This window comes from Leptospira congkakensis, from assembly GCF_004770265.1.
Taxonomy (GTDB): Bacteria; Spirochaetota; Leptospiria; order Leptospirales; family Leptospiraceae; genus Leptospira_A; species Leptospira_A congkakensis.
This window is the reverse complement of sequence record NZ_RQGQ01000017.1, coordinates 681960-702983: the sequence shown is the minus strand read 5'-3', so window position 1 is coordinate 702983 and position 21024 is coordinate 681960. Positions and strand designations below refer to the sequence as shown.

Here is a 21024-nt window from a genome sequence, read left to right as displayed (position 1 = left end):
AAGAGGATAGTAAGTATGATTTTTAAAAAATCAACAGGATTTAATTGGAATAGAAAATCTCGATTAAATTTTGGCTAGGATCTGCAAAGGTTAAACACTCTCCAGAATCTGTTCCTTCTGGTCCTTTGATGATCTTTACGTTCTTTTCCTCAAGTTCGCTGATAGCTTCTGTGAAATCATCCACATCCATCACAAAACTAAGGAGAGGAAGAGATCTGTCGGAAACTTCTGCTTTTACCAATCGGATACGAAAGGAATCCAGAGAAAGAATTGCCTCAGTAGCCTTCTTTGTCTCCACTTCGAAGTCAAAAATGTCCCGGTAAAAATCAATAGAGGTGTCGAGTTGGGAGACGGGGATACTGACGTGGCCAATGCCTTCTACAATAATCATAATGGAATTACACCTTCGTGAACTTTTCTGTCATCATGCTTGAAAAACCGGCTTTGTCGAGAAAAAAGCAACGTCCTCCAACAAACTCGAAACTAAAATTTGAATTCCAATTCCCACTTGGGTAAAAAGAATCAAAATATGAATGTATTTCGGATTTCACTCATCGTTTTAGCCATTTTTGCCCTTTCTTGTAAGGAAGAGGTCGTTCCATTTGAAACTGCCCATGAAAACCTAGCGGCAAAACTCCTGGCGGAGAACCAAATTCTTCTGGAAGAGTATCTAAAAGACGATCCAAAACCCAATTGGAAAACTTTTTCAGAAGCAATTGATGCTTTCGTAACCAGCGGACATCCGAAATTGAAGGCCTGGTCTGAGACTTTACGTCCCCTCCTCCCTGTTGCGGGTGCAGATCTAGAATCTAACTATGAAAAAATTTCTAAAATTCAAGAAATATTGATTCAAATCAAAACAGAAGTTCCCAACCAATCTAAGTACAATCGATTTTACTGTCCAATGGTTGATAAATCTTGGTTAATGACAGGAAAAGAAGTAAAAAATCCATACGCTCCTGAAATGAGAGATTGTGGAGAATTATTACAGTAGTCTATGCCAAAATGTTTTCTCGGTACATCCTTATATGAAGCCTGTCCCCCTAGTTGCAGGCTATCATTCGCAAAACAAGACGTTGACGAAGATTGTATTGCCAAGGAAAAACTCGAAGCATTTTTACAAGATAAGGTTACATTCAAAATTGGTATTTCTGCATTTTCGCAGATCCCTGCAAAAACTTTAGAAAAGTTTATTTGGACTTCCAAAGACAATTTAGAATTAATTTCTTATTTTCTTTATATTGGTGAACCAACACTCGTAAGGGAAATCATCGAATCGTTTTCAAATCATACTCTCAGTTATCTTTTTAAATGTGATTTCGAAAACTATATGAACATTCGAGAATCAATCAAAAGAGAAAAATCTATCAAACATATGTTTGATATTCGAAGTTTCAAATACTGGACTTTTGTTAGTTATTTACGTATTTGTGATTTGATTCAATATTTTGTTCGTTACTTAAAAGAACCAGAATATGGCTGTCAGTTCATTGTAATTTTACCGTCAGAAATTGTTTCCAATCTGAATAAATACACCGGCCTAGATTTCGAAGAAGAAAAATCTTTATATACCGCACTTGGGGATTCCATTTACGAACTACCGCTCCAATCACCAAAAATCTATGATCATATGATGCAACTCTTTGCAGAAGATCCAGAAGTTTCAATTATCCTTTCCACAATGGAAGGGCTCATCCATAGACAACAATTGATTTTAGAAACAAGTGAAAAATTGATTAACTATATTGGTGAAAATCGAATCGATAAAAACTTCCAATACATTTTTTCGGAACTGAATGGTATGGAAATTGGAACCGCTGCAGAAATTTTAAACCAACTTCTCGAAAAAAAGATGATCACTATATCTCAAAAACTAATGATCATCGATTTTCTTGACACCGGTAAATTAGAATTGTAGAATAAGCTAACGTTCGTCAGTTTATTCTACAGAATTTCATATTTATCCTGCAATTTTAACTTTTTTCGCTAAGTAAACACTAAACAACAAACTAAATACAGAAATCATTCCTACGAGTTCGTAATTGATGAGTTGGTTATCAGCAGATTGTACCAATATCAATCCCGCAATGTACGAAGCAGCACCCGAAGAAATCTGCTGGATGGCAGAATTGACAGACATAAAACTACCACGAATTCTTGGTTCCACAGCAGAAGTGATCATTGCAAATGCAGGAACCATTCGCCCTGAAACCAAAATCATAAATAATGTTGTGACAGTAAGCACAACAGGTAATGAAGTTTTTGTCAAAGTAACAACAATCACAATGGGAATCACTGCCACAATCGAAATGATTTGGTAAACTTTCAATTTTCCATAACGATCTGATAATTTTCCAATGAATCGACTTGTAAAAAAAGTAAACAATCCACCAAAAAAGTAAATATAAGGAAGTTCATCAATCGCTAAACCAACGTTAGACACTAGAAATGGACTAAGAAAAGGAATGATGGTAAATCCACCAAACATCAAAAACACCATAAAAATAAAGGGGGCAAAATGATCTTTTTTGGTAATCACTTGTTGTAAAGATTTAAGTTGAGATTGTTTCGGATGAACATCTGAATCCAAATGGTAACGAATCGAAGGTAATACTTTATAACCAATTGGTAAAATTAAAAAACCTGCAATTGCCAAAGAAAGGAATGGGAAATGCCATCCAAACTTATTAGCCAAAGACAAACCAATTGGGATTCCAATGACGGAAGCCACTGAAAACGAACTCATCACAACACCAGTAGCAGTTCCTCTTCTAAAAACAGGAATGATGTCTCCGATGATGGAAAGGACAGTGGCGCCGATCATTCCGCCGAATCCACCGGCAACAACCCTAGCAAAAAGTAAAAATCCATAATTGGGAGCAAATGCACAAAGTAAGGTTCCAAAGGAAAATCCAAAAAATAAGACGAGAAGGCTTAATTTGCGATCATATGAATCCAAAAACAATGCACCAATGAGTCCAAACAATCCAGCACTAATGGAATAAGAAGAAACAAGTAATCCAAAAGCGGCGGAATTGATTTTGAAGCTCTCCATAAATACCGGGCCCAGGGGCATCATGATGACAAAATCCAAAATGTGTAAAAATTGGAGGGCAGCAAGGATGAAGATGATGGCTCTTTCTTTTTGGATGGTATGAAGCGGATGGGTGAGAGGTTGGCTCATAAAACTAATATTGACCAGGCATTCAAAATTTCCAAAACTATTTAGTTTCGAATTGCCAACTTTTACATTCCGTAATAAATTTCCCTCTATGAAATACGCGTTAATTACAGGTGCTTCCACTGGACTCGGAAAGGATTTTGCTTTTGCATTGGCTGAAAAGGGATACACTCCTGTTTTAGTTGCAAGGAGCGCAGATCGATTGAAGGCTTTGGCCGCAGAGATCAAAAACAAACACGGACTACAAAGTGTCGTCATTGCTCAAGATTTAGCAAAACCAAACTCAAGTGAAGTTTTATACAAAGCAGTCAAAAAACTAAAGTTATCGATTCACTGTTTGGTGAACAATGCTGGTTTTGGTCTCAACGGAGAATTCCATAAAAATTCTTTTGAAAAAGAATCCCAACTAATCCAATTGAATGTCACAACTCTCGCAGAACTTTGCCATTTGTTTTTGCAAGATATGGTTGCTGAAAAAGACGGATACATCCTAAATGTTGCCTCCACTGCTGCCTACCAACCAGGTCCACTGATGTCAAATTACTATGCATCAAAAGCATATGTTCTTTCTCTTAGTGAAGGGCTTGCAGAAGAAGTGAGAGATTACGGTGTAACAGTAACATGTTTTTGTCCAGGACCAACTCAAACTGAATTTTTTGAAAGAGCCAATATGACTAAAATCAATTTAGTAAAATCTTCCTTTCTCATTATGCAATCTAGAGAAGTGGTGGATATTGGACTCGATGCTTTATTTAGTAAAAAAGTGGTCAAAATTCCAGGTTTTATGAATTTTCTCGTCGCACAATCGGTTCGATTCTCACCTAAGTTTCTCGTTCGTAAAATTGCAAAATTTTTACACCAAGCAGCTTAATTTGACCAATTCAGATCTTTTATTTTCCAATCGATTTCAGTTGTTAGGTGATTTGAATTCAGAAAACAAAATTTACCAAACCAAACAAAATTTGGAAAAAACAGGACTTGAGATTTTTGATCTTACTGGTTCCAATCCTACAAAACTAGGGTTGGAATTTCCACCTTCTGCCTTATCTCATATATTTTCAAATTTGGATCTTAGCCAATATGAACCCCAAGCCGAAGGGTTGGAATCCGCTAGACAGGCAATTATTTCTGATTACAAAAATCGAGGCATCCAAACCGACTTGTCCCATTTGGTTTTGACGGCGAGTACTTCAGAAGCTTATTCCTATATTTTCAAACTATTTACAAACCCCGGCGATGAAGTATTAACACCAAATCCTGGTTATCCGTTATTTAGTTTTCTCATTGGACTCGAAAATCTAAAAGAAGTGCATTATCCACTGCAGGAAGAAAAAGAAACGGGAAAATGGATATATTCTGCTGAAACCATAGCCAATTGTATCAGCACAAAAACAAAACTCATTGTTCTAGTCAGTCCCGCAAACCCAACAGGTTCTAGAACCACCGCCCAGTTTTGGAAAGAATGGGAGGCACTCGGAATCAAAATTCCCATCCTACTAGATGAAGTTTTTGTAGGTTATGAGTTCTCTGGTGAACCACACCAAATTCCAGTTTCCCCTAGTTTCCCTCTTTTGATTTGTAATGGGTTTTCCAAAATGTTGGCCCTTCCTGGACTCAAACTTGGATGGATTCTCATCCAAAGCCCAGAACTATATAGATCAGAAATTCAAAAAAATTTAAGTTTCATTGCCGATACATACCTTTCCGTCAACGCACCAGTACAATTAGCAACGTTAGAACTCATCCCTTGGAAAACCATGGTTCAAAATCGAATACGAACAAGAATTATGCGAAACTTGGCGCAGTGTATTTTATTTTCCGAAGAGAATCCTAAAATCCTAAACAAACCGGCAGTGGAAGCCGGTTGGTATTTTTTATTCGAATTGGATTTGGAAAAAAAGGACGAAGAAATGGTTTTAGAAATTTTGACCCAAACCAAGGTTTTTGTCCACCCTGGGTCATGGTATGGATTTTCGCATAACAGGTGTATTCTTGTGATTAGTTTGATTTCCGATGAAGAAGTTTTGCGAAGTGGACTTTCGGCTCTTCAATCCTTTCTCAAATAATCTATAATGGCAGTTTTTTGTGCCAAAGCATCGGCTTTACCCAATTCATAAGTTTCTCTAACCCCTTTGGGATTTGTATAATCAAAAGAGGTGATTGGTAACGGTTTTGAAGGAGTGATCAAATACGACTTGGCTAAAAGTTCTGGATCTTTGCCCACAATGGTATTGTGTTCATAATGAATTCCAATAATTTTTGCCTTCGAGGAAAAAGCTTCAATAAACATATTATTGGTTAGTCCCCCATCCAAATAATATTCATTCCCCACCGACTGAAAGTCAACGATAGGCGGAATGGAAGAAGAGTTCATAATGAATTGTTCGATGGTTTCTGAGTTCACAAAATCTTTTTCTGTAAAATCAACATCTTCCATATTCCATTTTTTAATCATTTCGGCGGTTCGATTGGCAGGAATTCCTTCTGACCGGTCCCGATCATCCAAAATAAAAGCTCGTCCGGTTTCAGAAATGAGTCTCGCCAAACGGAACTTATTCTTTAACGAGTCTTCCTTAGGATGAGCCTTTACCGAATGGATCCAGATTTTGGCACCTGATTCCAAAACCTTATCAAACTTCATTCCAAAACGAATGGTACGACGGTACATATCTTCATGAGGGAAAGTAGACTCTCCCCGAAGAAAGTTCGAAAAATGGAAGTTACGCGAATTCCGTTTTGTGATTTCTTCAAAGTATTCTACGGATTCTTCTTCTGTTTGGGAAAGGATACAAAGTGCCATAGCAGCGCCGGCAGAAACACCAGAAAGTTCTGTAAAACGCACTCCCCATTCCCGAAGGGTTTTCCCAACACCTAATGCATAAAAGGCCTTACAACCACCACCAGCAATCGCAAGCGAAACATCATAAGAAGGAAATATTTTAACTAATGTTTGTAAAACTTGTTCTCTAACGCCCATAAAATCGACAAATTCTATTCCCCTTCCCATCGAAAGCATAGAGTGTTGTTCTCTCCTAAAAATCTGTCAAAGTATAAACTAGCACGACAATCGTCTTCTGTCGCAAGAAAGAAATCATATCCACCAGCAGGATATTTGATTTTACAACATCCTTTTTTGTCCTTTCTATCGGGAGGTTGCCGCACCGATTTGTCCTGCCCTTTCAAATCCCCCAATGTAGGAGGTAATTCTTGTCGTGAATCAGCAAACCCATCTGATACAAAGATCAGAAAAAACAAGAAGATTAGGAAGGTAGTTCGCATTCTATATAAATAGACAGACTGAGTGATGGACAAGTTCAGTGATTCCTCTAAAATTGATGACGTAGGATCAATCGTGCAATCTGTATTTCTAATGGATAGGAAATATTTTTCTTTACCCATTTGTTAAATCTATATAATCTCTCCACTAATCATCATTCGGGGACATCAATGAACAATACGAGACTACAATACCACGCAACGGGAGGGCAACTCTTCATTCTTCTACTGAAGAATATGTTTCTAACCGTAGTAACATTAGGGATTTATAGCTTTTGGGCCAGAACCAATGTCCAAAAATTTATGGCAGAGAACTTAGAATGGGCAGGAGAACGTTTTTCCTTCCACGGAACAGGAAAAGAGAGGTTCATTGGATTTCTCAAAGCATTAGGAATATTCATAGTTCTTTATATAGGGATCTACATCATTCAGACCATCCTGACATTCATTCCGATCCCATACTTTGCATCAATCGTAGGGTCTCTTCTATCTTTAGCAGTAATTTTGGCTCTTGTTCCTATCATCTTGGTAGGTGGCAGAAAATACCTCACTTCGCGTACTGGATACCGCAACCTTCGTTTCGGATTTGATGGAAAAATTTTAGAAGTAGCAAAACTTTACGGCAAAGGGATTCTCCTAACTATCATTACACTGGGAATCTACTATCCATGGTTTTTTGCTGAAAAAGAAGCTTACATACAAAGTAAAACAAGATACGGGAATACAAACTTTGGATTTTCAGCAGAAGGTAAGGAGATTTTTTTCCTCTACTTAAAAGGATTCTTTTTAAGCATTGTGACTCTTGGAATTTACTATTCTTGGTTTTTAGCAGATGTTCAAAATTACATTTGGAACCGAACTAGTTTCCAAGGGAAAAAGTTTAGATCAGATATCACAGGTGGAAAAATTTTTGGAAATTTTATCATCGCCTATTTAATTATCATATTTACTTTAGGAATTGGATTTGCTTGGGCTGTAGTCCGATTGACCAAACTTTTTTTTGAGTCGGTTAGTTTGGAGGCAGAAGTTGATTTTTCTTCCATCTCAGCACAAACAGATTCAACTGCAAACGCTACGGCAGAAGGATTGGAAGCACTTGCAGATACTTTAGAAGCCTTCCTATCATAAACATTGTTTCAAAATCAAACATTTACATCCCGATATTTTAACGGAGTATCAGCGGTCCCCGAAGAGGGGACTATTCTGATCCATGGTCAATCTCTTGAGTTTTCTTCTAGAGAAACCGCTCACAAACTTGTAATTTCCCAATTTACAGAATTTAATTTAACGCATAATGGCTGTAAGCTTGTTTTACTGCCGGACGAAGTAAAAGAAAGTCCTGTTTTGGAAATTTTTTGCTCCAAAGAAGAAGCAAAAAAAATAGAATCCATTTGGATCCAAACAAAAAAATCACAAAGCAAAACCCATGCATTTTTTTACTCCATCAGAGAAATGAATCCCCTTGTCCTTGGGACTCTATCCATTCTCATTGTTGCTATTATTGGTTTTTTCTATTTTAAAGGGCTAGAGCTTGTAACGAACTTCATTCCCTTATCCGCCGACAAAACGTTAGGCGAATCTGTCCAACTCAAAATGGATGCTCAGTTTGAAGCTTGTAATACCAAAGCCACAGACAGATTCTTTGCAGAAGCTCTTAAAAGAATCGTACCCAAAGGTAGTCCTCACGAATTTTCCGTTTCTGTCATTGCTTCTACCATTCCGAATGCCTTTGCTCTCTCTAACGGCAAAATTTATTTTTTTTCCGGACTTCTCAATGATGCCCAATCACAAGAAGAAGTGATTGGGGTTTTAGCACACGAAATTGCACACGTGGAAAAAAGACACCATATGAGAAATCTTGTGAAAGCAGGAGGGACTTCGCTTGCGATCAGTTTGGTGGTTGGTCCTGGACTCGGAAACATGGAATTTTTAGAAACGTTTACGGAGATTGGTTCTACAATTCTGGTATTAAAGTTTTCTAGAGATTTTGAAACAGAAGCTGACATCACTTCTATAGAATATTTAAAAAACCAAAATATCTCATCATCAGGACTCCTTACATTTTTTAAAAGAATGCAAGAATTAGAGAAAGAAATATTGAAACCTGAAGGAAAATCACCTGATCCAAAAGCCAAGGACGATCAAGTGATAACAAAATCAATTACCGATTTTTTAAGTACTCACCCTGCTACCGATGAAAGAATGAAAACTTTAGAATCTCTCATTCGAACTGGCAAAAAAGGATCCATCAAAAAAATTGTTTCAGATAAAACTTGGAAAGAAGTTCAGTCTGTTTGTTTGGATTTTAAAAAATCAGATTCTAAGTGATTGTAAATTTGTTGTAAAGTTTCGCTTAAGCTATGTTTGTTTTTCCAACCTAGATTTTTTAGTTTGGAATTGTCACCATAAACTTTGGATGTTTCAGACGCTCTAACTCGACCGGCATCCACTTCAAATCGAATGTCCTTACCAGAAAATTTAACTAATTCTTCTAACATATAACGGATACTTCGTTCTTCACCAGAACAGATATTATAAATTTCGCCTGATTGCCCCTTTTCCACTAAGGTCAAATACCCACTCACAATATCTTCAACATGGGAAAAATCTCTAGTAGGTTCTAAATCACCAACAGCAATAGTTGACTTTCCCGAATATTTAACCTCGATGATTTGAGAACAAAAGTTAGGAATGACAAACTCCTTACGTTGTCCGATTCCAATATGATTGAAAGGTCTTGCAATCACTACCGATACATACTGACTATACTGTGCGTACTGCCTGCAATAAGATTCGGCTGCCAATTTACTACCAGCATAAGGATTTACTGGATTGGGCAAAAATGATTCTTTTAAAGGAAGAAGAGAAGGATCCTGTTTTCCATAGACATCTGCTGAAGAAACGTACAACATTTTACAAGGCCTTTGTAGACGGTGTAAAGTTTCTAGAAAGTTAAGTGTTCCTCCAACATTGATTTCTTCAGTTTCCCAAGGATTTTCAATGGCTATCGGAACAAATGCTTGGGCTGCCAAATGGATGAGGACATCAGGTTGCACTGCTTCTAAATTTCTTGTGACGGCCTTCCGGTCACGAATGTCACCTTGAAAACAATGGATTTGGGATTCACCTTGGGATTCCAGAGCAGGAAGTAGATAACTTCCGACAAATCCGCTGGCTCCAGTGACTAAAATTTGTTTTTTTTTCATAGAAAAGGGAAATTTCCGATTCGGCCCTAAGATTTAGTTGCCATTCTTCCAATTTTTCAAATCCTCTCAACAAAAGAAAGAAAACTGTGGAAGACAAAAAGAAATTCAATCCCTCCCCCTTTGTCGAAGTTCGAGACCCACAGTTAAATGTATCGGAATTGATACAAAAAATTGAATCCAAGATCCCCTTGGATCCATCTCAGACTCCCAATTGGTTAGAACTCACAAAAATCAGCTATAAACCAGAATCCCCCCAAGGATTTCGAAAATTTGACCCGGCAGGAACTGCTCATCTGTTTGAAAAAGGGATTTCTAGTCCCAAATTCTCAAACCCAAAATTTTGGTTCATTCGTGGACCAGTTAAATTCATCGTCAATCGCCTAATTTCTGTTTATGGATTAATCGACAAAAAACTTTCGGAAAATAGAATTCGAGCATTTTTCTCAGTTTTGCATGAACTTGTTCGTTTGGGGAAAAGAATCGAACAAATAGAAAATCGATTTGATGGATTTTATAGAGACCATTTGTTACATGGATCTTCCAATGAACTGCCTAACTTTGGTTGGGCGGTAAATTCTTATTTTACAGATGCTGGATCAAACCCTAGTTGGAAATTTGCATTAGAAGATTTTTCTAAATCTAATGCAGTAACGGTATTATTTCCTGAGTGGGGAGATATTCTCAAACAACTATCCATAAGTCAAATTCCATTTCAATGTATCACTTCACATGAAGATGAATTCAGATTCATTCAAAACAAAATCACAACAACCGTTCGGTTGGAAAAAAGACTTTTTCCATTAAAACAAATTCTAAATCCATCAGCCGATGTCTTAGTTTACCTTCCTCTCAACCGGTTTCCTTCTTTTTGGATAGAAAGAATTTTTGCTGAAATTTCAAATTCCATACAAAATGGAAAACATTTGTATTTTTCCGTTTCCACAAAACCGACAAACGCCAATCGTCCGTTCCGCGATCTACAAGTTTCTGAAATTAATTTGGAACTATTACCAAACTATTTGGAAACACTTGGTTTCAAACAAGTTCGAGATCTTTCTGCAACGGAAGATACGAAAGTTTACAGATACACAAAACTCGCTACATGAATGTTTTCCAACATTTAGATGAACTAAAAGATTCTGATGGTGTTGGAAATGATGCAATAGGTCTTTCTGAAGTTTTTATTTCATTAGGTTACAAATCTCATTTTGTTACCAGGATTGAAAGAAAAGGAAAACCCTTGGAAAGCCAGTTCCATTTGGTAAATTCCTTTCAACATCCCACCTCAGCAGAGGACATTCACATTTTACATTATGGTGGAGCCGGTTACCCCTACCACTTGTTCCAAAATTTACCTGGCCGCAAAATTTTAAGATTTCATAACATTACCCCTGCCTCTTATTATAAAGACACAACAACTCCTGATATTTTTTCAGCGATGGAAAAATTCGAATCTTTGTCTTATTTGGAAATTGCCAGTTTATCAGTCTTTTGTGATTCCATTTGGTGTGATTCAGAATTTAATTTTCAAACCATTTCAGAATACCAATTCAAAAATCCTTATGTGATCCCTATTTGTAAATCTTATGTAACTAATACAAAATTAGAATCAGAGTTACGAAACTCATCTTTGGTCTTTGTAGGGAGATATTCTCCACAAAAAAAATGGGAAGATTTCATTGAATTATTCTCCTATTGGATAAAAGAATTCCCTGATGCCAAATGTATCTGTATTGGATCTGTAATTGGTGCTTTTGATGGATATTTTGATAAACTAACAAATCTTGTGCGAAGGTTTGATTTGGAAGGTAAGGTTCAGTTTTTAACAGGCAAATCCGATGCAGAAGTTTTATCGATTTTAAAAGAATCGGGAGCCTTTGTTTCGATGAGTGAACATGAAGGTTTTTGTTTGCCAATTTTGGAAGCATTCGGATCGAAGATTCCCGTATTTGCTTATGCAAAAGGAGCGATTCCTGGTACAATGAAAGGAGCAGGTATACTGTTCGATTCAAAGGAATTTCCAAAAATTATAAAACAAATGAAAGAGATTTTATCTGATAAAGAAAAACGGACTTCCTTGATTTCTCACCAATCCCAAGTATTGGAATCATACAATCAATTTCCTTTCTCGGAAGTGGTTTCTGGAATTTTGAATACTGGTATCCAATGAACATACATCAATTTTCTGCAGGATTCCAATTAGGCGATGCCATCTCTCAAGAAATGTTAGAGATAAAACGTTTACTCGCCAAAGAGGGTTATAACGGAAAAATTTTTACAGAAAACGTTTTTTCTTACGATAGAAAATATGCAGAAAAACTTACTAAAGCAAAAATCAAACCAAACGACGTATTGGTTTACCACCACTCTATTCATAGTGATGTTTTAGATTTTGTTTTAAAATTTCCCAATCGAAAAATTCTTATCTATCATAACGTAACACCTGAGGATTTTTTCTCCGGATACGATCTTAAGTTTTCTTATTTGTTACGTAAGGGTCGTGAAGACTTAGAAACCATTCGTGATACATTCCATCATTCCTTTGCTGTTTCTAATTTTAATTTGAATGAACTTCAAGAAATAGGATTTAAACATGCTAGGTTACTTCCCCTACATTTGAATTTCCAAAAATGGAAGGATGTGCCAAGAGATTTCAAATCTAAATCATTTGATCATCCTTCTTTCCTATTTGTTGGTCGCATTGCGCCAAATAAACGACAAGATGATTTGATTCGTTTTGCCAGAACATGGAAATCAAAAATGGGAAACCAATTTTCTATGCGAATGTTGGGTTTCTGTAATCCCAACCAACAATCCTACCTTGATGAACTCAATTTTATGATCCACCACTTGGATCTTACAAATGAAGTAAAAATCATTTCTTATGTTGATGAATCGATGTTAAAAAAGATCTACTCTGAAAGTAATATGTTTCTATCGATGAGTGAACATGAAGGTTTTTGTGTTCCTCTTATGGAAGCCATTTATTTTCATTTGCCCGTGGTTGCCTTTGCAGCCGGTGCCGTACCTGAAACCCTAAATCATTCTGGAATCCTATTTGAATCTAAAAACTTTGATTCCATAGTTCCCTTGGTTGATTCCGTTTTTAAAAAACAAGACTTTAGAAATTCTATCATTGGAGCTCAAAATATTAGGCTGGATGAATATTTACAATCAACGAGTATCTTACCACTTCTTGAAGTCGTGAGAGGTTAGTTGTGGCAAAAATTCTAATCATCACTGCACGGTTTTTAGAACATGCTTCCGGTGGAGCTGAAAAATTAGCCTACGACTATGCTTCTATTCTATCAGAATCAAATGATGTGACGGTTTGTACATCTTCCGCTAAAGATTATGTAAGTTGGAAAAACGAATTACCTAAAGGAGAATCCAAAGAAAACTCCATTCGTATTCTACGATTTCCAGTAACACAAACAAGAAACATCACTAAGATGAATCACATTCTAAATCAATGTTTGGAAAAAGGGGATTCCGTTTCAGACAAAGAACAATTTGAATTTCTAAAAGAACAAGGACCTTATTGTCCCGAATTAGTTAAATACATTTCCAAAGAACAAAACTCCTATGATTTAGCGATCCTTATCGGATATTTATATTACCCAGTTGTTGCAAGTATCCCTAATTTAAAAATTCCATTTGTCATTGTGCCAACATTTCATGACGAACCACCATTTCGTCTCCCCATGTATCGCAAAACATATTCAAACCGGTATATTTATAGTTTCAATGCGCCAGAAGAAGTTTCTGTTTATGAAACGTACACAAAACAAAAAGTTAGTTCTTACTTTTTAATTGGTACTTATATTAATGATCATTTTGCAAACCTAGATCCCAAACTTTCGAACTCGAACTCGAACTCGAATCAATTGATCACTGTTGGTCGAATTGAACCTGCAAAAGGATATCCAGAACTTTTTCAATATTTTAGAGATTGGAAACTATATTCTCATAGAACAGATGTTAGTATAAAATCTCTGGGGTCAGTTTCTTCTATGGAAGTACCAACAGATCCTTTGATCTGTTTTACTGGTTTTGTCAGCGAAGAAGAAAAACTTTCAGAAATTCAAAAATCTTTTCTTCTACTCAATCCATCCGCTTTTGAAAGTTTTTCGATTTCCATTATGGAAGCTTGGATTCAGGAAAAAACTGTACTCGTCAATGCAAAATCATCTGTTATGCGAGGACATTGTTTACGAAGCCAAGGTGGGTTATATTATTCAGATTCTCTCTCTTTCCAACGAACTTTGGATTTTTTATTAGAAAATCGTGAAATATCCCAAAGGCTTGGTAAAAATGGAAGGGAATATGTTTTGGCAAACTTTACCAAAGACGTAATTCGAAAAAAACTAAATCAAATGGTTAGTAAACTACTCGATTGATTTGCCCTTCAAATTCTGCTAAAAGATATTCATGCACAAGACCATTGGTTGCGAGTAAACTCGGAATCAAAATTGAAAAATCATTACCATCCATGGATGTGATTCTTCCTTTAGCCTCTAAAACAATAAGACCAGCCGCTGCCATATCCCAAGGTTTAAGGCCAAGTTCATAATATCCTTCAAACTTCCCTTCGGCTAACCAACATAGATCGAGTGTTGCTGCCCCTGTTCTGCGAATGCCTCTAGATTTTTGCAATATGGATTTATAATATTGCATGAGTGTGTCTAAAGATAAATTTCGATCATAAGGAAATCCTGTAACAAATAACGAATCTTTCAAAGAACTTGTCCGAGAAACTTGGATGGGAGTTTTTTCTCGAAAAGCCCCTTGGCCTCTGATGGCATGATAATAAGTGTTTAACTCTGGAAAAAAAACCATCCCTATGAGTGGGGTCATCGTATCTGTTTCGACAACCCCAACAGAAACACCGTATAACGGAAGTCCATGGGTATAATTGGTAGTTCCATCTAAAGGATCCACAACCCAAGTGTATCCTGAGTTACCGTCAATTTTTCCTCGTTCTTCCGATAGGATTCCATCTCCTGGATAGTTTTTTTGGATCTCATCCAAAATCATAGACTCTGCTTTTAAATCCGCTTCCGTCACAAGATTGTATAAACTTTTTTCATCTACCTTGAGGCCGGACTCTTTGTGTTTTTGCACAAGGAAGTCGGAAACTGTCGGAAGGAAATTTAGAAAATGATAAGATCTATCCAGTAACTCAGATTGCATCAATACCCACCAAATTCGATGTTTTTCTTCATCGCGGTGATCTCAACATCTAAATTTAGGGTTTCATCTGCTTTGAGTTTATTTCTGACTTGTTCCGTGGTTTTGATCACTTCACTCAGTAAGGAATTTAATTCCGTTTTTCTTTTTTCTGATTCCGGGGAACCAACACTCAATTTATTGTACTGGCCTAAAATTTTGGAAACAGTCTCTGGAAAATAATTTAAAAACTGTTTTGCCTTTCTATAAGATAGCGGGTCTTCCGCAAGGTTCACGCGTAGATCAGATAAAGAATGTAAGTATTCATTACATAAACCTTGTAGTGATCCATCCGAGAGAGATTTGGATTCTTTTTCAGTAGATAGACGAAATCCATCCAATCGTTCCATTTGGGATTTATATTCGGTGAATTCTACTTTATCTTCAAATTTTTTCTTTAGTTCATTCCAATTCTCTTTTGTTTGGTTAGAGGAAAAAAGAAGTGGAAAAAAACTAAATGGATAGTGGTGAGCTTTTCCAATTGTAGTTCGATAAATAGCAATTCCCAAAAAAACTACATGAAGGAATGCCATTAACACATAGGAAAACACAAGTAAAACTCGATCCTCTCCAAACTTTGCTCCAAACCCAAAGAATCCAAGCGATAACAAAGCCTGCAAGTACATTGCCTCTAGCGATTGTTTGGCGGAATAAGAAGACTTATTTCTTGAAAGCCACATGACAAAGGGATAAACCATTGCCCCAAGAGAAGAGATAAAAAATGGAAATGGCAATAATGCCATAGGATACGTTAAAATAGTAGAAAGATGGGCACGTCTTGCCCATTTTTTCTCCTCTTGATTTTGTTCTAATTGCACTTCAGTCATTCTATTTTGATTCCAAAAGTTTTTGTTTGATTTCAGATTCGATTTTGATCATTTCTTGTTCTGCAACTTTTCGTTTCTGACGACCTTCTTCTTGAATCTTTAGAGTTTCTGTAATCGTAGTGATCAGCTGTTGGTTTACTGTTTTTAAAGTTTCAATTTCAATGATCCCTTTTTCGGACTCTCTCGCAATTTCAACAGTTCCCGTTTTTAACATTTCTGCATTTTTTTGGATTAGATCGTTTGTTGTTTTGGAAACTTGTTTTTGCGCTTCCAATGCTTTTCTTTGGCGTAACAAACCTAATGCGATTACGATTTGATTTTTCCAAAGTGGGATTGTATTCAAAATCGAACTTTGAATTTTTTCAACAAGAACCTGGTTCCCGTTTTGGATGAGTCGAATTTGTGGTCCTGTTTGTAAGGAAAGGATGCGGGTGAGTTTTAGATCGTGGATTTTTTTCTCAAACCGATCCACCATTTGCACCATATCTTGGTACTGTTGGGAAGCAAGAGTGTCCCCTTGTGCTTTTGCCTTTTCGAGCATATCGGGAAGGATTTTGTCTCTTAGTTCTTGAACCTTCTTATCACCGGCAGCAATGTATACTTGAACTTCTTTAAAATACTCCAAGTTTTTTTCGTATAATGCCTGTAATAATGTTATGTCTTTTGTTAGGTTGGTTCGAGCAGTGTGAAGTTCTTCGACTATCTTTTCGATTTGGGTTTGTAAGTCTTCAAACTTAGCTAGAAATTTCCGAGAAGCGTCAAAAAGACCACCGATGAGCGGAATTTTGGACAAAGAGTTCCCTTCTCCCGCAAAACTATCCAAATTCAAATCAGTGATTTTGAATAAAAGATTATTTAAAAGTTCCCCAGCGTATCCAGAATCCTTGGTTTTGATTTCTGATAAAACTTTATCTGCAAATTCAGAAACTTTAGCTTGGGCCGAGGCTCCATAAGAAACGATATCATTGGGATTGTTGAGTTGTATCTGCCCAGTCAGTTCCTCAACTTTTTGTAAATCTTCCTTTGTCAGTTGCAGTTCCGGGTCATTCGTTTTCAGTTCCAAAGAGTCCATATTTATCTATCCTTTACCTTTTCTCACAAAGATAGGATCGTTTTTGGGATATGAATCAAGCAGAAAACGGTAAGGTGTGAAAACATGAACAAGTAAATTTATTTCTTAGAATTTTTGATCCAAAACCACAGTTTGGTGACAATTTGATTGCATAGATTGTTATAACTGATACATTCCTGCGAGAAAAAATATGCTAAATAAAGATTTGAATCTACCAATCCTCCTCCCACAAGTATTAACGGTTGATGCCATGACACTGGACAATCGTTTGATTGACCAAGTGGAAGTACGCACCTTGCTCTTTCGACTTCGGGCGAAAAATTACCTGCATTATTTAATCATCAAATTTTTAGTCTGTACGGGTCTATCACTCCCCGAAATCATTCACCTTAAAGTCTCCGACTTTAATCCAGAAAGAACACTATTCAAATTAAAGAACGGTGGTCGCTTGCGTAGACGCAAAATCTTCCTCGAACCTAATTTAGCATTAGAACTCTATCGGTATTCCTCAGAATTTTCACCTTCCGATTATCTATTTCCTGGTCGTTATGGAAAACTCAGAACAAGAACCATTCAAAAAATTCTGAAGACTGCAAGCCGCCTGATCTCAAAAGAAATTCATATTCCCTTCCTTCGAGATGTCATTGCTTTAGACCTTTTTAAAAAAGGTTTTCCTGTGTGGGAAATTCAAGAGTTTTTGGGACATAGAACTGCTCGTTCCACCAAGCTACGAATATTATTACACATTCCGGTCGAAGAACGAACAGATCCGCGACTTTTTAACCGAAACAAAAACCAGGCAGCGTAAAAATTTCTTGAACCTTTGGTGTTTTCAGAGATTCTAGTCACCAAGTAGGCTCGCTTTGGAAATAAAGACCAAAAAAATCGGAAAGCACACACTCGTTCACCTTAACGGTCGTTTGGACATTACCCATTCGGATGAAGTGGAGGCCAAATTGGCCGACGACGTGCAAAACGGTGAAGGTGACATCATCATCAACCTAGAGCTCATCTCCTACATCTCTTCTTCTGGAATTCGCATCTTTGTTGGGATGGTTCGAGAATTAGACAAACAAGGTAGAAAGTTAAAACTTTGCTGCATCACACCACCTGTCAAAAAGGTATTCGATGTAGTGGAACTTTTGGATTTGTTTGAAGTCTTTGAAACGGAACAAGAAGCCGTTAATTCCCTTTCTAAATAAATCTCACGTGGCTTACGCCTCGTTTTTCATTATCTCCGCTTTGTTTTTTTTCCAGGTTTGGATCAACTTGGATGTATTCCCTGTTGTTTGGCCGGACGAAGTTTTGTTTTTTTCACCTGCCCTATCTTTTGCCAATGACGGTCGCTTACAAACCGATGTTTTGAAAGGCCTCATTCCAGGAATGGAATCCAAAACCCTCTGGATGCCACCAGTATATTTCCTTTTCTCTGGATTTTCCTTATCCGTTTTTCCTGACACTCTAACAACAGTTCGCCTGGCAAATGTTTTGATCGTTTACCTAACAGCAATTGGTTTTTATATGCTGCTGCGTCGAGAATCAATTTCGCCAATCGCAAGCCAAATTGCCTTTGCAAGTGTATTATGGGAACCACTCCTCTTTCGTTTTGGAACTGCTGCCAGAATGGAAGGTCTGACAGCATTTTTCTTTATCATCAGTCTACTTTTTGCAACTAACAAAGATAAATCGAAACTATACTTTGTTTTTTTGACGGGAATCTCACTTTCTCTTTCTTCTTTATCGCATCCTATAGGTGCCTCCTTTGGACTTGTCACCGCATTTTTAGTTTGGAAAAACTTTGGCCTTAAATCATTTCCTTGGTTCATCTTAGGTGGAATTTTACCCTTACTATGTTGGTTCTATTACATCCATCCTGATTGGAATTGGTTTGAAATCCAATTTGGAGCCCAACTCACGAGGAAACGAAATTTACTCGGAAACTTCACACTAATTGATAAAGTGAAAGTATTTTCCTTTGGGTTTGGTTTTGCAAAGTTTCGTTTGATTTTGATCCTAGCAGAAATCGTTCTACTCATTTCCCTTTCCTATCAGTTATGGAAAAACTCGGGAAAACTAAACCAAAAATGGATTTTGTTTTGGATTTGGATTCTTTCGGTTTTGTTGTCTCTTTACACTTCTTCGGAAGGATGGTATGTCTTTCATATTTTATTTCCTTTAGCATTCGGAATGGCCTTGTTATACGACACCAAAGGAAATGGTTGGAAGTTCGCAATCATCGGAGTATTATTATCTCTTTCTAGTTTGCTCTATACAAATCATATCCATTGGTTTCAAACTGATTCTAAAAAAGTTTTCGAATCACATTTCCAACATTTAGAAATGAGTTTGGCTCACTCAAAATCAGTTTATTTACAAGCTTTACCCGATCCCTATTTCGATTTAAGAAACAAAAGACCTGATCTCGATATTTTAGAATTCATTCCAGGGGAATTAGACATTCCTTCCGAATCATACATCCAAACCATTCAGTCAAGAGATAGTTTTGTTTTTTATGATGACCAATTGATGAACTCAGTCATAAAAGATTATTTAAAAAAATCATCTTGGAATCGAGAAGAATGGGAAATTCCGGTTCCCGGCAATCATTGGTTACACTATAAAACCATTGTTTACACAAAAAAATATTAGGAATTTAAATCGGCGAGGATTTTGAGTCCTTTTAAGGTCATCATAGGATCTATTTCGTCAAACACTTGGTTATGCGAAGCGTGAATGGTTGTGACAAGCCCACCTGTTCCAACAACAACGTAATCTCCAGGGTGTTCTTCTTTGATAGCTCGAACGATTTCTTTCAAAAGACCAATCCAACCAAAGAAAAATCCTGCTTGGATGGATTCTACCGTTGATTCGCCTAAAACTCGTTTCGGAGAACCAAAGACGATAGGAGGAAGTTGCGCTGTATTACGAGTTAAGGCATCCATTGAAATTTTAAGGCCTGGCGCAATCACACCGCCGACATATTCCGGTTTTTCACTGATCACACAAAAGGTGGTAGCAGTTCCTAAATCCACAAGAATGGCTTTTTTTCCAGGATATGTTTTGGCGCAATAAGCTGCGTTTACCAATCGATCTGCACCAATTTCAAAAGGTCTTGGATAACTAATTCCAAAGTTGAGATTCATTTGGTAGTGAACACGAAGAGGATTTACGTCAAACCAATCTTCTAACATTCTTTCAACGATCGGATTTAACGATGGAACAACACTCGAGTAGATGGCTTTTTTTACACGATCTGCTTTTACATTTTCTTGTGTTAAAAATCCTTTTAGAAAAAGTCCGAGTTCATCTGATGTTCGGTCTTTTCGAGTTACGGTTCTTTTATGAAAATCAGGAGTGTCTTCTCCCTCACGAAACACACCAAACACAGTGTTGGTGTTTCCCACATCTATAACTAATAATAATGGTGATTCTGACATTTATATAATCCGAAATTTTGGTGAAGTGTCCATGAGTTCAATCTTTTCGCCGGTTTCCGTCATAATGAGAAGGAATCCTAATTCATCAATTCCCAAAACACGACCGCGAACCATTCTGGATTGCCATTCCGTTTCAATGACTTTGTGTTTTAATAAGGAATGATCCTCAATCCAAACTAAATCTCTCAATACTTGTCCTTGGTCGAGTAACGAAATCACTGATTGGTTTAGATCAAGAATTAGCTGATTTGCAAATCGTTCTAGAACTCCTTCCTCGAGTGGTTTCTCACATAAAAAAGTTGCTTTGTCTTTTAAGGTTTCAGGAACATTAGTTCCAAAAAAATTAAGACCAATCCCCACAACCACATCAAAAACACCGTTGATAAACTCGGACTGAACCAAAATCCCTCCGACTTTTTTATCACCGCGATAGATATCATTGGGCCACTTCACTGTGGTATCGGTTTCTCGTTCTGGGAAAAAATGAAAGATTGTTTTTAATACAGCAGAAGAAACAAAAATAGATAACAGGGGCAGGGAAATTTCCGCAGCAGAAATCCTTATTTTACCTGAAAAAATTAAAGGATCTTCGCCTAACGATTGCCAAACATTTTGCCCACGACCTTTTCCTGCCGTTTGTTCATCAGCAATTACCCAGGAACCAAAGGGAATGGACAGATCACGAATCCATTCGTTTGTGGAAGTGACAGTGACAAGCCTGTGACCCAATTCCGTTTTTAACAATCTATATTCCATGGGTCTATTTCTCATTCGATTCCGATTGACGAAAGTAAAA

Annotated in this window: 23 protein-coding genes; 13 read left to right on the top strand and 10 right to left on the bottom strand. The window is 37.0% G+C overall.

Annotation, left to right across the window (positions count from 1 at the left end):
- Positions 1 to 40 precede the first annotated feature (40 nt).
- Positions 41 to 391, bottom strand: coding sequence for a VOC family protein (locus tag EHQ70_RS16850; protein ID WP_135588352.1), 351 nt, complete (start codon positions 389 to 391; stop codon positions 41 to 43).
- A 99-nt stretch (positions 392 to 490) separates the two neighbouring features.
- Between EHQ70_RS16850 and EHQ70_RS16845 the strand changes: the two genes are divergently transcribed.
- Positions 491 to 994, top strand: coding sequence for a DUF3347 domain-containing protein (locus tag EHQ70_RS16845; RefSeq protein WP_135588350.1), 504 nt, complete (start codon positions 491 to 493; stop codon positions 992 to 994).
- 3 nt (positions 995 to 997) lie between these two features.
- Positions 998 to 1918: a hypothetical protein gene (locus EHQ70_RS16840; protein ID WP_135588348.1), complete on the top strand. Its 921-nt coding sequence runs from the start codon at positions 998 to 1000 to the stop codon at positions 1916 to 1918.
- A 42-nt stretch (positions 1919 to 1960) separates the two neighbouring features.
- On the opposite strand, the gene EHQ70_RS16835 is transcribed toward EHQ70_RS16840, so the two are convergent.
- Entirely contained in the window at positions 1961 to 3184 is a 1224-nt protein-coding gene (locus EHQ70_RS16835) for an MFS transporter (protein WP_135588346.1), read from the bottom strand.
- A gap of 88 nt (positions 3185 to 3272) precedes the next feature.
- On the opposite strand from EHQ70_RS16835, the gene EHQ70_RS16830 reads away from it, so the two are divergent.
- The gene (locus EHQ70_RS16830) at positions 3273 to 4052 is read left to right on the top strand and encodes an SDR family NAD(P)-dependent oxidoreductase (RefSeq protein ID WP_135588344.1); all 780 of its coding nucleotides are present in this window, start codon (positions 3273 to 3275) and stop codon (positions 4050 to 4052) included.
- 1 nt (position 4053) lies between these two features.
- Positions 4054 to 5247, top strand: coding sequence for a pyridoxal phosphate-dependent aminotransferase (locus EHQ70_RS16825; protein ID WP_135588342.1), 1194 nt, complete (start codon positions 4054 to 4056; stop codon positions 5245 to 5247).
- Here EHQ70_RS16825 and EHQ70_RS16820 read toward each other — a convergent pair.
- Positions 5229 to 6197, bottom strand: a complete 969-nt coding sequence (locus EHQ70_RS16820; protein ID WP_135588340.1) for a patatin-like phospholipase family protein — start codon at positions 6195 to 6197, stop codon at positions 5229 to 5231. The genes EHQ70_RS16825 and EHQ70_RS16820 overlap by 19 nt on opposite strands.
- Positions 6173 to 6580 (bottom strand): LIC_11321 family protein, encoded by a 408-nt coding sequence (locus tag EHQ70_RS16815; RefSeq protein WP_244288385.1) that lies wholly within the window; start codon positions 6578 to 6580, stop codon positions 6173 to 6175. The genes EHQ70_RS16820 and EHQ70_RS16815 overlap by 25 nt, the downstream gene beginning before the upstream one ends.
- Before the next feature lie 48 nt (positions 6581 to 6628).
- Between EHQ70_RS16815 and EHQ70_RS16810 the strand changes: the two genes are divergently transcribed.
- Both EHQ70_RS16810 and EHQ70_RS16805 read left to right on the top strand, forming a co-directional pair.
- Entirely contained in the window at positions 6629 to 7585 is a 957-nt protein-coding gene (locus tag EHQ70_RS16810) for a YjgN family protein (RefSeq protein WP_135588338.1), read from the top strand.
- A 3-nt stretch (positions 7586 to 7588) separates the two neighbouring features.
- A complete protein-coding gene (locus EHQ70_RS16805) occupies positions 7589 to 8785 on the top strand; it encodes a M48 family metallopeptidase (RefSeq protein WP_135588336.1) in 1197 nt (398 codons plus the stop codon).
- Here the strand turns inward: EHQ70_RS16805 and EHQ70_RS16800 are convergent.
- Positions 8743 to 9663 (bottom strand): GDP-mannose 4,6-dehydratase, encoded by a 921-nt coding sequence (locus tag EHQ70_RS16800; RefSeq protein WP_135588334.1) that lies wholly within the window; start codon positions 9661 to 9663, stop codon positions 8743 to 8745. The two genes, EHQ70_RS16805 and EHQ70_RS16800, sit on opposite strands and share 43 nt — an antisense overlap.
- Before the next feature lie 86 nt (positions 9664 to 9749).
- Between EHQ70_RS16800 and EHQ70_RS16795 the strand changes: the two genes are divergently transcribed.
- Genes EHQ70_RS16795 through EHQ70_RS16780 form a run of 4 tightly spaced genes read left to right on the top strand, consistent with a single transcriptional unit; the run spans position 9750 to position 14063 of the window.
- Positions 9750 to 10769: an LIC_10202 family protein gene (locus EHQ70_RS16795; protein ID WP_135588332.1), complete on the top strand. Its 1020-nt coding sequence runs from the start codon at positions 9750 to 9752 to the stop codon at positions 10767 to 10769.
- On the top strand, positions 10766 to 11833 hold the full coding sequence (locus EHQ70_RS16790; RefSeq protein ID WP_135588330.1) for a glycosyltransferase family 4 protein: 1068 nt from the start codon (positions 10766 to 10768) through the stop codon (positions 11831 to 11833). The genes EHQ70_RS16795 and EHQ70_RS16790 overlap by 4 nt, the downstream gene beginning before the upstream one ends.
- Positions 11830 to 12879 (top strand): glycosyltransferase family 4 protein, encoded by a 1050-nt coding sequence (locus EHQ70_RS16785; RefSeq protein ID WP_135588328.1) that lies wholly within the window; start codon positions 11830 to 11832, stop codon positions 12877 to 12879. The genes EHQ70_RS16790 and EHQ70_RS16785 overlap by 4 nt, the downstream gene beginning before the upstream one ends.
- 2 nt (positions 12880 to 12881) lie before the next feature.
- Positions 12882 to 14063, top strand: coding sequence for a glycosyltransferase (locus tag EHQ70_RS16780; protein WP_135588326.1), 1182 nt, complete (start codon positions 12882 to 12884; stop codon positions 14061 to 14063).
- Here the strand turns inward: EHQ70_RS16780 and EHQ70_RS16775 are convergent.
- The 3 genes from EHQ70_RS16775 to EHQ70_RS16765 are packed head-to-tail and all read right to left on the bottom strand — an operon-like array spanning position 14044 to position 16791.
- Complete coding sequence (locus EHQ70_RS16775; RefSeq protein ID WP_135588324.1) at positions 14044 to 14856, bottom strand: inositol monophosphatase family protein; 813 nt, start codon at positions 14854 to 14856, stop codon at positions 14044 to 14046. The genes EHQ70_RS16780 and EHQ70_RS16775 overlap by 20 nt on opposite strands.
- Positions 14856 to 15719, bottom strand: coding sequence for a magnetosome magnetite crystal formation protein family (locus EHQ70_RS16770; protein WP_135588322.1), 864 nt, complete (start codon positions 15717 to 15719; stop codon positions 14856 to 14858). The genes EHQ70_RS16775 and EHQ70_RS16770 overlap by 1 nt, the downstream gene beginning before the upstream one ends.
- A gap of 1 nt (position 15720) precedes the next feature.
- Positions 15721 to 16791: a toxic anion resistance protein gene (locus EHQ70_RS16765; protein WP_135588320.1), complete on the bottom strand. Its 1071-nt coding sequence runs from the start codon at positions 16789 to 16791 to the stop codon at positions 15721 to 15723.
- Positions 16792 to 16981: 190 nt separating this feature from the next.
- Here EHQ70_RS16765 and EHQ70_RS16760 point away from each other — a divergent pair, with 190 nt between their 5' ends.
- From EHQ70_RS16760 to EHQ70_RS16750, 3 genes are read left to right on the top strand one after another with little or no spacing between them, the layout of a single operon-like run.
- Entirely contained in the window at positions 16982 to 17599 is a 618-nt protein-coding gene (locus EHQ70_RS16760; RefSeq protein WP_135588318.1) for a site-specific integrase, read from the top strand.
- A 55-nt stretch (positions 17600 to 17654) separates the two neighbouring features.
- A complete protein-coding gene (locus EHQ70_RS16755) occupies positions 17655 to 17993 on the top strand; it encodes an STAS domain-containing protein (RefSeq protein WP_002975971.1) in 339 nt (112 codons plus the stop codon).
- A 7-nt stretch (positions 17994 to 18000) separates the two neighbouring features.
- Positions 18001 to 19440 (top strand): ArnT family glycosyltransferase, encoded by a 1440-nt coding sequence (locus EHQ70_RS16750; protein WP_135588316.1) that lies wholly within the window; start codon positions 18001 to 18003, stop codon positions 19438 to 19440.
- Here EHQ70_RS16750 and EHQ70_RS16745 read toward each other — a convergent pair.
- The gene (locus EHQ70_RS16745; RefSeq protein WP_135588314.1) at positions 19437 to 20228 is read right to left on the bottom strand and encodes a type III pantothenate kinase; all 792 of its coding nucleotides are present in this window, start codon (positions 20226 to 20228) and stop codon (positions 19437 to 19439) included. The two genes, EHQ70_RS16750 and EHQ70_RS16745, sit on opposite strands and share 4 nt — an antisense overlap.
- A complete protein-coding gene (locus EHQ70_RS16740) occupies positions 20229 to 20999 on the bottom strand; it encodes a biotin--[acetyl-CoA-carboxylase] ligase (RefSeq protein WP_244288382.1) in 771 nt (256 codons plus the stop codon). It abuts the gene before it with no gap.
- Positions 21000 to 21024: the final 25 nt, after the last annotated feature.

Coding starts and splice junctions, on each gene's coding strand:
- EHQ70_RS16850 (WP_135588352.1), bottom strand. CDS start 391: ATGATTATTGTAGAAGGCATTGGCCACGTCAGTATCCCCGTCTCCCAA.
- EHQ70_RS16840 (WP_135588348.1), top strand. CDS start 998: ATGCCAAAATGTTTTCTCGGTACATCCTTATATGAAGCCTGTCCCCCT.
- EHQ70_RS16835 (WP_135588346.1), bottom strand. CDS start 3,184: ATGAGCCAACCTCTCACCCATCCGCTTCATACCATCCAAAAAGAAAGA.
- EHQ70_RS16830 (WP_135588344.1), top strand. CDS start 3,273: ATGAAATACGCGTTAATTACAGGTGCTTCCACTGGACTCGGAAAGGAT.
- EHQ70_RS16820 (WP_135588340.1), bottom strand. CDS start 6,197: ATGCTTTCGATGGGAAGGGGAATAGAATTTGTCGATTTTATGGGCGTT.
- EHQ70_RS16815 (WP_244288385.1), bottom strand. CDS start 6,580: ATGGGTAAAGAAAAATATTTCCTATCCATTAGAAATACAGATTGCACG.
- EHQ70_RS16810 (WP_135588338.1), top strand. CDS start 6,629: ATGAACAATACGAGACTACAATACCACGCAACGGGAGGGCAACTCTTC.
- EHQ70_RS16800 (WP_135588334.1), bottom strand. CDS start 9,663: ATGAAAAAAAAACAAATTTTAGTCACTGGAGCCAGCGGATTTGTCGGA.
- EHQ70_RS16790 (WP_135588330.1), top strand. CDS start 10,766: ATGAATGTTTTCCAACATTTAGATGAACTAAAAGATTCTGATGGTGTT.
- EHQ70_RS16785 (WP_135588328.1), top strand. CDS start 11,830: ATGAACATACATCAATTTTCTGCAGGATTCCAATTAGGCGATGCCATC.
- EHQ70_RS16775 (WP_135588324.1), bottom strand. CDS start 14,856: ATGCAATCTGAGTTACTGGATAGATCTTATCATTTTCTAAATTTCCTT.
- EHQ70_RS16770 (WP_135588322.1), bottom strand. CDS start 15,719: ATGACTGAAGTGCAATTAGAACAAAATCAAGAGGAGAAAAAATGGGCA.
- EHQ70_RS16765 (WP_135588320.1), bottom strand. CDS start 16,791: ATGGACTCTTTGGAACTGAAAACGAATGACCCGGAACTGCAACTGACA.
- EHQ70_RS16760 (WP_135588318.1), top strand. CDS start 16,982: ATGCTAAATAAAGATTTGAATCTACCAATCCTCCTCCCACAAGTATTA.
- EHQ70_RS16745 (WP_135588314.1), bottom strand. CDS start 20,228: ATGTCAGAATCACCATTATTATTAGTTATAGATGTGGGAAACACCAAC.
- EHQ70_RS16740 (WP_244288382.1), bottom strand. CDS start 20,999: ATGAGAAATAGACCCATGGAATATAGATTGTTAAAAACGGAATTGGGT.